Here is a 12,879-nt window from a genome sequence, read left to right as displayed (position 1 = left end):
CATTAATTTTATATTATTATATCATTATAACGTAAACCACACTAGAAAAAAAGTAATTAGCCGCCTCGAACCTTGTCCGCCAGCTCATCAATCTTACGAAGCCGATGATTTACTCCCGACTTACTGACTGTACCTTTGAGCATTTCACCAACCTCCTTGAGGTTGATATCTGGATGCGCCATTCGAATTTCTGCTACTTCACGCAGTTTATCCGGCAAATTCTCCAGTCCCATTTCTCGCTGCAACAGCTTGATATTTTCAATCTGCCGCACCGCAGCACTTATTGTTTTGTTGAGATTTGCGGTCTCGCAGTTCACGATCCGATTCACGGAATTACGCATATCGCGCATAATTCTTACATCCTCAAATTTGAACAGCGCCTGATGCGCTCCAATCAAACTTAAGAATTCAATAATCTTCTCGCCTTCTTTAATGTAAAGAATGAACCCTTTTTTACGTTCGATGCAGCGTGCGTTTAGGTGGAATTCCCCAGCCAGATCCACTAATGCTTTACAATGTTCCTCATACATCGAGGAAATCTCCAAATGGTAGGAGGAGCCTTCCGGATTATTAACCGATCCGCCAGCCAGAAAGGCACCGCGCAAATAAGCACGCTTGCAGCAGTTATTCCCAACAATCTCATCATCAATACCATCGGTAAAAATAAATCCTTCCGACACAATTCTAAGATCCTTTAGGATCTCTTGTACACGGTTTGGGATTCTGACGATATAGACGTTATTTTTCTTCAAACGCATTTTTTTACGCACGAGTAGCTCAATATGGACCTGGTAATATTTCTTAAGTAAAGAATATACCCGCCTTGCAATCGCGGCGTTCTCCGTCGAAATGTCGAGAATAACCTTTTTGCTTGAAAGCTGCACAGATCCATTCATACGGATAAGCGCTGACATTTCCGCCTTCTCGCAGCAGGGTTCACTCTCCACCATCGTCAGCTCTTTTTTGGTAAGGGCCGCAAAAGACAAGGGTCTCACCTCTTTCTTGATAAGTACTTCGTTCTCATCTATAAGTTATACCCTAGGGTTTCTGTTTATCCAATCCTGCACAAGCTGATAAATGTGATGGCTAAGCTTATCGGTATCATGTCTCAAATAAGTTCGGAATAAAACCAGTTTATCGGCTATAACCTTGTATCCATTGCCATCCAGCGCTTCTTTATCAAGCTGCACCGGGCGCGCGCCCTTCTCGGCGTATTTCGTCTGGACCTGTTCCGGAATCTCACCGTCATTAACAATAACATAATCGAATAAATCGATCCCGATATGATCATATACAGCTTGAAGATGATCGCTGACGGTATAGTTATCCGTTTCACCCGGCTGAGTCATTACGTTGCAGACGAAAATTTTGATAGCATTCGAAGATACAACCGCTTCTGCCAGTTTCGGAACAAGCAGGTTGGGAAGAATGCTCGTATACAGACTGCCAGGACCCAGCAGGATCGCATCTGCATTCCGAATCGCCTCAAGCGCTTCGGGCAACGGTTCTACATCTGGCGGCTCCAAGGACACTCGTCTGATGATCCCGCCAGCTTCAGGGATTTTGGACTCCCCCGTGATAATCGTGCCGTCCGACATTTCTGCATGCAGGATTACAGCTTCACCGGCCGCAGGCAATACCCGGCCGCGAACAGCGAATAATCGACTAAGCTCCCGTACAGCCGTAACGAAATCGCCGGATATATCCGTGAGCGCAGCAAGAATCAAGTTGCCGAGACTATGACCAGCTAGTCCCTCACCCGTGTTGAAACGGTATCTCATAATCTCTGCCATGAGCGGCTCCACATCAGCCATAGCTGTCAATACGTTGCGGATGTCCCCAGGAGGAGGCATTTGCAGTTCACTGCGCAAAATACCTGAGCTTCCCCCATCATCGGCAACGGTAACAATAGCAGTAATATCTAATGGCTTCTCTTTTAAACCACGAAGCATGACAGATAACCCCGTGCCACCGCCCATAACGACGATACGTGGACGCTGTCTTTGTTCTTCAGCCACTATGACCCCTTCTCTCTAGTGCCGATCACGCTCGGAATCCCGATGACTAACGGTTACGGATTCCGTCTCGCTAACGCCCAGCATTTTACCCAAATACTCGGAAATGGCTACGGAACGGTGTTTACCTCCCGTACAGCCAATGCCAATGATAATCTGGGACTTACCTTCCTTACGATATTGCGGAATTAGAAAATGAAGCATATCGAGCAGTTTGGTCAGGAACACCTGTGTTTCAGGCCACTTCATTACATAATCGTAGACTTCACTGTCCTGGCCGGTTTTAGGCCGCAGATGGTCCACATAATGTGGGTTAGGCAAGAAGCGGACATCGAAGACAAGATCTGCATCAATAGGAATACCGTACTTAAATCCGAAGGATGTAATATTGACGGAAAGCGTACTTTTTCCTAGATGCGAAAACCGTGAAACGATCTTCTCCTTAAGCTGCACGGGCTTCATACTGCTGGTATCTAAACATAACGTAGCTGAATTTTTCAATTCTTCAAGCATTTTACGTTCTAGCTTGATACCATCAAGCGGCAGCCCCTTAGGTGCTAATGGATGATGACGTCGACTTTCCTTGTAACGCTGAACAAGTACTGAATCTGTAGCATCCAAAAACAAGATCTCACAGCCAATGGTTGACTCATCCTTGATATAGGCAAGAGACTCAGACAAAGCAGTGAAGAATTCTCGACCACGCAGGTCAATTACAAGGGCTACCTTGGCAATCTTACCCTTTGACTGTTCAATTAGCTCTGCGAACTTGGGAATCAGCACCGGTGGTAAATTATCGACACAGAAGAACCCTAGGTCTTCCAGACTTTGTACAGCAATTGTCTTCCCCGCACCTGACATTCCCGTAATAATAATCAGGGTGGCTCCAGCCGTTGGGGTATTGTCCAATTCGGTCATAAAAGCGTCCCCTCCCTAGATTTAGTATATGAATACTTCCCGTCTTTTAAGAACGCAGCAAAAGGCCGGCAGCCCCAACAATACCTGCGTCATTGCCAAGCTCAGCTGGAATAATCGAAACACCAGTTTGAAGTGGAGCCGGTGTCAATTTCGCAAACACTCGACGAACCTCATCAAATAGAATATCTCCAGCCTTAGACACACCGCCGCCAACGATAAATACTTCAGGGTTAAGCACAGCCGCAACAGAAGCCATGGATTTACCCAGATAGTACGCTGCACGATTTACTATACGGATAGCTACTTCATCGCCAGCCTTAGCCGCATCAAAGACTTCTTTCGCAGCAATCTTCTCTACCATAGAGAGAGAAGTACGATCGCCACGAGCTACTGCATCATTAGCCATGCGGATAATACCTGTAGCGGAGGAAACGGTTTCCAGACAGCCCATGTTGCCACAGCCGCATTGAATAGCTTCCAGATCCGGCACTACTGTGATATGACCAAGCTCACCAGCTAATCCCGCAAAGCCTTGATAAATCTTTCCATTAATAATGATTCCGCCACCGACACCTGTTCCAAGCGTATAGCAGACACAGTTATCAACGCCACGTCCCGCACCACTCCAAGCTTCGCCCAGTGCAGCCACATTCGCATCATTGTCTATTTTGACAGGCTTGTTCCAACGATCTTCCAAAATGGAACGGATCGGCACATCTCTAAATCCTATGTTAGGCGCAAGGATGATGATTCCTTCACGAATATTTGTGAACCCGGCTACACCCGCTCCTACACCTGCAAGCTGATCCCAAGAGTACGGGGAATCCTCCACAATTTGGCGTACATACTTCTCGATATTATCGATAACAGTATCGACACCCTCTGCAGTTCCTGTAGGTCCCTCATAAGTATGTAGCAGGGTACCTTCAGCATTACAGATTCCAACCTTAATTGCAGTTCCACCCAAATCCACGCCAACGTAGATATTCTCAGACATGTAACAAGCCACCTTTTTTTATACTAAAATAGTTAATCCTAAGTACCAACTATAATAGAAGCCCTCTCTGTGGTCAAGGAAAGACAACACACCCGGGAATTCCTTATTTTAAGAGTATACTCTATTATATTCTAAAAAGACCCCCTTACGCCTAAGTAAGAGAGTCTTGTACTTATATTATTATCTGGAAAATAACCCAACGCACCGATTTATTCTGATAAAATGCGCTTTTGGCCCTCTAATGCTCGGATTGGAGCGATATTCTGTGTGAACTCTAGCGTGCCCATATATTGGCCTGACTCGTCTCGTACAGCGAAGTAACGGATGTAGATAAACTTATCCTTGATATTGATCCAGAAGTCTTCAGCATCCTTACGGCCTGCCTTAAAGTCTTCCAAAAGCTTCTCTACCACATGAACACTTTGCGGGGGATGACAGTTCTGTACTGTACGGCCGATAACCGCTTTAGTTCGGGCAAAGATACGCTCCTTCCCATGTGAAAAATATCGGACAACATCATTCTCATCAATGAAGGTTAGATCTACAGGAAGATGGTTGAGTACGGTCTCCAGCTGATGCAGTGACAACAACCCTGTCTCAAAACGGATGAACCCGCCTTGCGGCGTAGCTCCTTCTGTTTCTTCCAGCACTGCGCCGTCCGGCTCAGCGGCCCGCTCAGGGATCCACTCCTGCTCCGGTGCGGTTAGGCAGAACCCGATCTCATCGCTCTCCCGGGCGATTTTGACCCATTCATCTTCCGTCAGTTTGTCCAGGGCCATAGGCAATAGAATATTTTCTTCCTTAAAGATCATTTCATTAACTTCCTTGATGATCTCCTCAAGCTGAACGCCTATTTCTGCTGCGTTTCCGCTATAAGTGCTGAGCGCTGCTTTTGCCTCTTTAATCATACGGCGGATATTATCATCCACTCCCCACATTACCTTGGTTGGGCCATAAATGCCGTATTTTTCGAGGTATGGGAACAGCAGATTTTCTTTTCGGCTATAGTGTTTATCAAGATCCAGCAGCAAGCTAAGATCCTCCAACAATTTGAAGATCAGTTCCTCACTATCATTCTTTTGAAACTTTGTTGCGTGCAGATCCATGCGGAAGTTAACAAGTCTTTCGATCTCACGATTCTCCAATTTGAAGGTGTGTACTGGATGGCCTGGCTGCTCCTCGGGCTGGGACGAGCGGTGAATCTGCTCAATAGAGCCTTTAAAAATGGCTGTATGTACCGAACAAAGACGTTGGACCTCGGATACCGGAATTCCTTCTTCGGTCATTAATGAATGCTCCATCGCGGAAATCTCCGCTACGGTAACATCACCCACAGCTTCGGCGAATCGCGCCTTAACCTCTTCTACACTTTTCCCTGCATGCAGCTCTTTAATAATCTCCTTAAGCATAGCCTGGCGACGAGTCTGTTCCGGCACATCAACTTCACGGTTGTTAATCAGTTCGCTCATATTAACACTCCTTTATTAAATAATCTCGAAACCATGACGTTCAAAAGTTAGCTTCACGTGCTCGAGTTCCATTTTCTTCAGCTTAATTCCTTTGGATAAGGTCATGAAACGGCCAGCGGTCTGCAGCATGCCAGGCTTGGCAATATCCTTAAAGCCCAGCTCTACCATAATCTCGATGACCTCCGGATGCCGTGATACCATCTCGAATATAGATTCATCCAAACTCAGCACTTTTTCCATTTCACTCTTCTCCTTCATGTGAGAACTATTCTCAATAAAAGATTAGCACAGGCCGTACAGGACCATTGTGATTGCAATCACTAATTCAAAAGAATGCAATTATCGTTCTTTTTAAGACGGATTATGTCTGCTGTGAACCTAAAAAAACTGCCCCCTACGCTTAAAAAGCATAAGAGACAGCCTGATTTGTCATTAATTAATGATTTATTATAGCGTTACTCCTGTTTTGAATATGGAGATCTCACGGAAATTATTCTTTTCATTATTAACCCATTCACCGCTGGCCACCGCAATAATATAGTTTATGAAGCTGCGCAGGACCTCATCTGGAGAACCATCTTCCACCAACACACCTGCATTAAAATCGATCCAATGACGTTTGCCTTCATACAATGGGGTATTGGTAGATACCTTCATCGTAGGCACGAATGTACCAAATGGTGTTCCCCGCCCGGTCGTAAAGATCACCAATTGGCAGCCAGCAGCAGCCAGTGCAGAGGAAGCCACAAGATCATTGCCAGGTGCGTTAAGGAGATTTAAGCCTTTATTAGTGATAAGCTCCCCGTACTTGAGGACATCCATAACTGTAGCGTTCCCGGATTTTTGAGTACAACCCAATGATTTATCCTCAAGCGTAGTAATTCCTCCGGCTTTATTCCCTGGAGAAGGATTTTCATATACCGGCTGTTTATAGTCCATAAAATACTGCTTAAAGTCATTAATGAGATCGACAATTTTGTTGAAAATATTTTCGTCCGCAGCACGTTCCATTAGAATTTTTTCGGCACCAAACATTTCAGGTACTTCTGTCAGTACAGTGGTCCCGCCTTGAGCAGCCATATAATCAGACAGACGTCCAAGGAGCGGATTCGCAGTAATACCGGATAACCCGTCGGAGCCTCCACATTTCAGACCGATTTTCAGCTCAGAGAGTGATACCTCTTCCCGTTGATCGCCTTGGACATTATTATAGATTTCCTTCAGCAGCTTCACGCCTTCTTCAATCTCATTCCCAACCTCTTGGGAGACAAGGAAACGCACACGATTCTCATCATAGCTGCCCAGCATGTCTTTAAAAATATGCAAATTGTTATTCTCACAGCCCAATCCGAGCACAAGCACGCCGCCCGCATTCGGGTGTTTAACCGCGTTAGCCAGAATCGTACGTGTATTGTCATGATCATCGCCCAGCTGGGAGCAACCGTAGTTATGCTTAAGCACGAGCACGTTATCGAAAGGTGCGATATCTCCAACCTCTGCTTTGAAAATATTGATGATCTGCTCCGCCACTCCATTCACACAACCAACAGTAGGGACGATCCAGAGCTCATTGCGGATACCTACAGATCCATCAAAGCGGCGATACCCCTTAAAGGTCAAATTCTCCGCTGCAAAAGGATTCGGCGTCAGCTTCTGCTCAAAGGTATATTCCTCTACCCCTGTTAGGTTTGTCTTAGTGTTATGGGTATGCACCCACTGCCCCGGCGCGATAGACGCTATAGCATGACCAATGGGGTAACCATATTTCAATACGTTTTCACCTTCGCTAATGCTGGACAGTGCAATTTTATGGCCTCTAGCGATATCTTCAGTAATTTTAATCTCTTTTGAACCAATCACAATGGTGTCGCCTGCTTTATAGTCTTTTAGTGCAACAGCGACATTATCAGCCTCATTAATCTGCAATACTTCTTTCATCGTCTTGATCATATCATTGTCACCTCCAGGGTATTAGTTGTGTGCCGGTCTCTTCACGAACGCTTTTAAGGCTTGCTTCATGCCATTTTTCTCAATCGCAATCAGTCCTTCTGTCACCTTGTCAGTAAGTCCAGCCACTTCATTCAGATCACAGCCCCAGCGATTGGTTGCGGCAAGTACTTCGACGGCCAGTGCGCGCAGCCCGGTGTCTGTGCCATCCCATCCTCCCCATAAGGAGGCGAACCATTCCAAAATATCCGCATCATCAGCCAGTTGAATGTTTTCTTCCCCTCTGCGTCCTCTATAGAAGGCAATTAATGCGCTCAATGAGAAGACAAGCTTTTCAGGCAATTGTCCTTTGGCCTCTACATATTGCAGTAAAGAAGGCAGATCTCTTGTCTTAAACTTCGATATAGAATTAAGGGAAATGCTCATCAAGTAATGCTGCACATAAGGGTTCAGGAATCTTTCTAATACCGCGTCTGCAAAAGAATTCAATTCCTCTGCCGGCAGATCCAGCGTTGGAATAATCTCATCATAGATTAAGGACTTCACGTACGCCCCAACCTCTTCGTGCTCAATGGCTTCAGCAACCGTATCAATACCGTACAAATACGCTACTGGTGTCATAGCTGTATGAGCTCCGTTTAAAATCCTCACTTTACGAGTCCGATAAGGGGCCATATCATCCACCACCAGCACATTAAGACCTGCTAGTTCAGCCGGAAACTCCTTTTTAATCCACTGTGGTCCTTCAATCACCCAAAGATGGAATTGCTCGCCGACAACGACCAGCTTATCCTCATAACCCAGCTCTTCTGTAATCTCGGCAATGCTGTCTCTTGGATAACCGGGAACAATGCGGTCCACCAGACTGCAGCAGAAGGTATTAGCTTCATTCAACCAGTTCACAAAACCTTCTCCAAGATTCCACAGCTCAGCATATTTCAAAATAACCTTTTTGAGTTCATCACCATTCCGGTCAATCAGCTCGCATGGAATGATGATAAAACCTTTAGAAGCCTCCCCATTAAAAATTTGATAACGTTTGTACAATAAGGCCGTCAGCTTGCCTGGGAAACTACTCTGCGGCGTATCGGTTAACTTGTCGCCAGCTTCAAAAGCAATTCCCGCTTCAGTAGTATTAGACACGATAAAGCGCAGCTCAGGGTTCTCAGCCAGCTTCATATACTCCTCATGCTGTGAATAGGGATTAAGCGTCCGCGTAATACAATTAATTACCTCGTGTTCTTTTACAGCCGCTCCGTCTTTAATGCCTTGCAGATAAAGGGTATACAGCCCATCCTGATCATTCAGCATTTCTGCCAGTCCGTTAGCCAATGGCTGTACAACAACCACTCCACCATTGAAATCCGTTTTTTGATTCATGGTATGAATCTGCCAATCTACAAAGGCGCGCATGAAATTGCCTTCGCCAAATTGTAGAACCTTCTCAGGATACTGCTTGTAAGCTGTCCAATTATCACTATTTAATCTTTTCATATTAACGCCTCCTAATAGTAAATGCACACGATAAACTTATTAAATAAACTATATAAAATCATATTTATATTACTAATTCATTAAATATATGCACACGTGAAAATTTTAGATAGCAATCCTTTACGAAGGTAAAGGATCAGGCTGCTATGCGCAGCCTCTACTTCTGCAACTTCCTGACTGATTCTCTGGCAATAAGCTCTGTCTCGATCGAGATCCGCCCGTCTTTTTCTGAGGGTTCCTTGACCAAGCTTAACAGCTGGCGAGCGCCTTGCTCACTAATCTTCTCAATAGGACGTTTGACCGTGGTGAGTGAAGGATTGGCAAAAAGTGAAAACCCAATGTCGTCAAAACCAACAACAGAGATATCATTTGGCACCTGCAGCCCTCGCTCAAACACGCCTTTCATAGCCCCGATCGCCATATCATCATTGGAGCAAAATACAGCAGTCGGTGGCTTCTCGAGATCCAGCAGCTTGCCCATCGCCTCATATCCACTTTGCATATCATAACTACCGCTTATCATGTAGTCATTACGAACAGGGATATTATGGTCAATCAAAGCTTTTATAAAGCCATCTCTGCGTTCCTGTGTGGATTTAAAGCCCTCGACACCTTCAATAATTGCAATGTCTTGATGCCCGTTTTCGATCAGGTATTTGCCTGCATTATAAGCACCTTCCCGGTCGTTCGAGATGATGTTGATAATGGAACGGTCATCAATTTCCCGGTTCAGCACAACGATTGGAATGCCTTGCTGGACAACATGGTAAATGAATTTATTATCTGCTTCACTCTGGCTCATTAGAATAATTCCATCAAAACGTTTGCGATGAATAGAGGAGTAATCCGCATAATCGTCGATCCCACGGATGAACAGATTGTACTCTACATCTATGACCCTATTTACACCACGAATCGTATCAGAGAAGAAACCAGAAGTTGTGCCGTTGGCAATACTCGTGAAGAACAGACCAATGGTATAGGATCGCTGCATCACAAGGCTTTTGGCATTGTAATTAGGGACGTAACCCACTTGCGCAGCGATCTCGGCAATTTTTTTACGTGTGACCTCTTTAATTAGTGGACTATTGTTAAGTGCTCTCGATACAGTTGTATGCGATACATTCGCCAATTTGGCGATATCCTTGATTGTAGGTGCCATGGGTCAACCTTCCTTATTAAACGGGTTTGGCTCTTCCATGTAAGGATATCATAACGATTACCTAGTCACCAATGCCTGTTTCGAGAAATTAAAATAATGATCAGCGTTATTGTAACAGATGTTCTCAATCATACTGCCCAGTAACTCCATATCATCCGGGGCTTCTCCAGCTTCTACCCAAGAGCCTACTAGATCACACAAGATTCTTCTAAAGTACTCATGTCTGGTATACGATAAAAAGCTTCTGGAGTCTGTTAACATCCCAACAAATTGGCTAAGTACGCCTAGATTAGCAAGTGTCTTCATCTGTTCCAGCATGCCGTCTTTATTATCGTTGTACCACCATGCGGTTCCGAATTGAATCTTCCCTGGAATACCGCCGCCCTGGAAGCTACCCATTAGACTGGCAATAACATGATTATCATTAGGGTTCAATGAGTACAAAATGGTCTTAGGCAACGCATTCTCACGATCCAGCGCATCGAGCAGACCCGCCAAAGGCTTAGCAATCACGCCGTCATTGATAGAATCATAACCCGTGTCAGGTCCGAGACGTCCGAACATTACGCTGTTGTTATTCCGTAGCGCATGAATATGGAATTGCATCGCCCAATCCAGCTCGTTATACAATTTGCCGAGGAATACTAGCGTGAATCCTTTATATTTCTTTTCTTCACTCTCACTTACAGTGCCTTCATAAAGTGCTTTAGCGAATATAGCTGTAGCTTCCTCCAAGGTAGTAGGCTCAAACATTACCGCATCCAAAGCATGGTCAGATACACGGCCGGCTCTGGCGTGGAAGAATCTCACTCTGCTCTCCAATGCTGCAAGAAACTGTCCGTAATTCTTAACAGCCATTCCCGAAACTTCGCTTAGCTGAGCTACCCAAGGCTGGAAGGTAGGACGGTTGATTTCAAGCGCTTTATCTGGCCGGAATCCCGGCACAACGCTAGCATTGAATCCACTCAGATTACTGATTTTCTCATGATATTCCAGATTATCTACAGGATCATCGGTAGTACAAACCGTAGTCACCTTCGATTTAATGATCAAATCTCTTGCTCCGTATCCTTCACCCTGTAACTGTCTATTCACTTCATCCCAAATTTTTGGTGCGTTAGCTTCATTCAGCAACTCATATACACCGAAGAAACGTTGCAGCTCCAGATGCGTCCAATGGTATAGCGGATTCCCGATAATCATCGGAACCGTTCTAGCCCAGGCTAAAAATTTATCATAATCACTGGCATCGCCAGTAATGAATTTCTCTTCTATACCGTTAGCGCGCATCACTCTCCATTTATAATGGTCGCCATACAGCCAAGCTTCGGTGATATTGTTGAACGTTTTGTTCTCATAAATTTCTTTTGGGCTGAGGTGGCAATGATAATCGATAATGGGCATGTCTTTCGCATGATGATGAAACAGCTTAATTGCGGTCTCGCTCGACAATAGGAAGTTCTCATCCATGAATTTTTTACTCATGAGGTTTGCTGCTCTCCTTTAAGTTCGAATGGGAGTTACACAAAGTTTAACGTGAACATTTATTCAATCGGTCGATTTCTTAATAAATATTTTAAACTTAAAATTATTGCTTATAATAGGGTTTGTGTAAATTGTTCACGTTAACATTATATCTTCATTGTAAACGTATTTTTAAAATGCGCAAGTCTTTTTATAAAGACATTGTTACAGTTATTTTAACTTCCGAGCGGTAATAAATAAACAACATATTTAATATCCGGACACGGCCCCGCCAATATTGAAAAAAGCAGGCAACCCTTTAGAAAAAGGATTACCTGCTTATATGTCATCGACTACGATTTCTCGCAAAATTAACTATCCAGTGTTTCGCTCCAGTCATGCACCATCGTGCCCTCTAGGTACTTCTCAGCATCCATTGCTGCCATACAGCCGGATCCCGCTGCGGAAATTGCCTGACGATAACGGGTATCCTGCACGTCGCCACAAGCGAATATGCCCGGGATGTTCGTTTCTGTCGTTCCAGGGTTGACCACAATGTAGCCGTTGGTATCGGTCGTAATTTGCCCCCCTAAAAATCCGGTGTTCGGCGTGTGCCCGATCGCGACAAACACTCCGTCCGCTTCGATGAGTTCATCAATTCCCGTCTCATTATTGCGAACCGTCAGCCCCTTAACGCCAGACTCGTCGGTTGTAACCTCTAGCGGTGTACGGTTAAGAGCCCACGATACCTTACTGTTATCCCGTGCGCGAGCCTGCATAATCTTCGAAGCCCTAAGCTCATCACGACGGTGAACCAATGTTACATTGGAAGCGAATCGGGTTAAAAAGCTGGCTTCTTCCATCGCAGAATCTCCACCACCGACGACAATAATCTTTTTGCCACGGAAAAAGAATCCGTCACAAGTAGCACAAGTGCTGACCCCACGGCCCACATTCTCCTGCTCCCCGGGGATTCCTAAATATCTGGCAGATGCACCGGTTGAGATGATCACTGACTCCGCCTCTAATACTCCCAATCCATCTACAGTCACTTTAAATGGACGCTGTGAAAAATCAACTGAATCCACCCAACCATTCTTAAATTCAGCCCCAAAACGTTCAGCCTGCTTGCGCATGTTGTCCATTAAATCCGGGCCTAGAATTCCTTCAGGAAAGCCTGGGAAGTTCTCGACTTCTGTTGTCGTTGTCAGTTGTCCACCTGGTTGCATACCTTCAATCACAAGTGGGTTTAGGTTGGCACGTGCCAAATAAATTGCAGCAGTAAGCCCGGCTGGGCCTGTTCCGATTACAATCGTTTTGTACATAACAGTGGCCTCCTCACAATAGGGTTTATTTAGAAGAAACGGGCCCTTTTTTGGCAAGCATAGCCGCCTTCGGTGCCCCTATAAGGAA

At 45.1% G+C, this 12,879-nt stretch carries 11 protein-coding genes; all 11 read right to left on the bottom strand.

Going from position 1 to position 12,879, the window contains the following annotated elements; translation table 11 throughout:
• Positions 1-56 precede the first annotated feature (56 nt).
• Positions 57-986, bottom strand: a complete 930-nt coding sequence (whiA, locus tag MHB37_RS00880) for a DNA-binding protein WhiA (RefSeq protein ID WP_036687104.1) — start codon at positions 984-986, stop codon at positions 57-59.
• Positions 987-1,031: 45 nt separating this feature from the next.
• On the bottom strand, positions 1,032-1,979 hold the full coding sequence (gene yvcK / locus MHB37_RS00875; protein ID WP_169744815.1) for a YvcK family protein: 948 nt from the start codon (positions 1,977-1,979) through the stop codon (positions 1,032-1,034).
• 54 nt (positions 1,980-2,033) lie between these two features.
• Positions 2,034-2,933 carry an RNase adapter RapZ gene (rapZ, locus tag MHB37_RS00870; protein ID WP_076126855.1) on the bottom strand — a complete coding sequence of 300 codons (900 nt, stop codon included), beginning with the start codon at positions 2,931-2,933 and terminating at the stop codon, positions 2,034-2,036.
• 46 nt (positions 2,934-2,979) lie between these two features.
• Complete coding sequence (locus MHB37_RS00865) at positions 2,980-3,930, bottom strand: ROK family glucokinase (RefSeq protein ID WP_036687097.1); 951 nt, start codon at positions 3,928-3,930, stop codon at positions 2,980-2,982.
• 209 nt (positions 3,931-4,139) lie between these two features.
• Positions 4,140-5,399, bottom strand: a complete 1,260-nt coding sequence (locus tag MHB37_RS00860) for a DUF438 domain-containing protein (RefSeq protein ID WP_076186864.1) — start codon at positions 5,397-5,399, stop codon at positions 4,140-4,142.
• A 15-nt stretch (positions 5,400-5,414) separates the two neighbouring features.
• Positions 5,415-5,639: a DUF1858 domain-containing protein gene (locus MHB37_RS00855; protein ID WP_076186866.1), complete on the bottom strand. Its 225-nt coding sequence runs from the start codon at positions 5,637-5,639 to the stop codon at positions 5,415-5,417.
• Between the two features lie 207 nt (positions 5,640-5,846).
• Positions 5,847-7,337: a UxaA family hydrolase gene (locus MHB37_RS00850; protein WP_405169575.1), complete on the bottom strand. Its 1,491-nt coding sequence runs from the start codon at positions 7,335-7,337 to the stop codon at positions 5,847-5,849.
• 33 nt (positions 7,338-7,370) lie between these two features.
• Entirely contained in the window at positions 7,371-8,840 is a 1,470-nt protein-coding gene (locus MHB37_RS00845) for a tagaturonate reductase (protein ID WP_405168844.1), read from the bottom strand.
• Between the two features lie 157 nt (positions 8,841-8,997).
• Positions 8,998-10,002 carry a LacI family DNA-binding transcriptional regulator gene (locus tag MHB37_RS00840; RefSeq protein WP_076105201.1) on the bottom strand — a complete coding sequence of 335 codons (1,005 nt, stop codon included), beginning with the start codon at positions 10,000-10,002 and terminating at the stop codon, positions 8,998-9,000.
• A 57-nt stretch (positions 10,003-10,059) separates the two neighbouring features.
• Positions 10,060-11,487: a glucuronate isomerase gene (gene uxaC, locus MHB37_RS00835; RefSeq protein WP_076192647.1), complete on the bottom strand. Its 1,428-nt coding sequence runs from the start codon at positions 11,485-11,487 to the stop codon at positions 10,060-10,062.
• Between the two features lie 350 nt (positions 11,488-11,837).
• On the bottom strand, positions 11,838-12,791 hold the full coding sequence (gene trxB, locus MHB37_RS00830; RefSeq protein ID WP_312151413.1) for a thioredoxin-disulfide reductase: 954 nt from the start codon (positions 12,789-12,791) through the stop codon (positions 11,838-11,840).
• Between the last annotated feature and the right edge of the window lie 88 nt (positions 12,792-12,879).

The sequence above is a fragment of the Paenibacillus sp. FSL H3-0286 genome (genome assembly GCF_045040705.1).
Classification (GTDB): Bacteria; Bacillota; Bacilli; order Paenibacillales; family Paenibacillaceae; genus Paenibacillus_AQ; species Paenibacillus_AQ odorifer.
Note: the sequence above shows the minus strand (reverse complement) of the source record. Positions and strands in the feature narration are given on the sequence as shown.

Coding starts and splice junctions, on each gene's coding strand:
- yvcK (WP_169744815.1), bottom strand. CDS start 1,979: ATGGGCGGTGGCACGGGGTTATCTGTCATGCTTCGTGGTTTAAAAGAG.
- rapZ (WP_076126855.1), bottom strand. CDS start 2,933: ATGACCGAATTGGACAATACCCCAACGGCTGGAGCCACCCTGATTATT.
- MHB37_RS00865 (WP_036687097.1), bottom strand. CDS start 3,930: ATGTCTGAGAATATCTACGTTGGCGTGGATTTGGGTGGAACTGCAATT.
- MHB37_RS00860 (WP_076186864.1), bottom strand. CDS start 5,399: ATGAGCGAACTGATTAACAACCGTGAAGTTGATGTGCCGGAACAGACT.
- MHB37_RS00855 (WP_076186866.1), bottom strand. CDS start 5,639: ATGGAAAAAGTGCTGAGTTTGGATGAATCTATATTCGAGATGGTATCA.
- MHB37_RS00850 (WP_405169575.1), bottom strand. CDS start 7,337: ATGAAAGAAGTATTGCAGATTAATGAGGCTGATAATGTCGCTGTTGCA.
- MHB37_RS00845 (WP_405168844.1), bottom strand. CDS start 8,840: ATGAAAAGATTAAATAGTGATAATTGGACAGCTTACAAGCAGTATCCT.
- MHB37_RS00840 (WP_076105201.1), bottom strand. CDS start 10,002: ATGGCACCTACAATCAAGGATATCGCCAAATTGGCGAATGTATCGCAT.
- uxaC (WP_076192647.1), bottom strand. CDS start 11,487: ATGAGTAAAAAATTCATGGATGAGAACTTCCTATTGTCGAGCGAGACC.
- trxB (WP_312151413.1), bottom strand. CDS start 12,791: ATGTACAAAACGATTGTAATCGGAACAGGCCCAGCCGGGCTTACTGCT.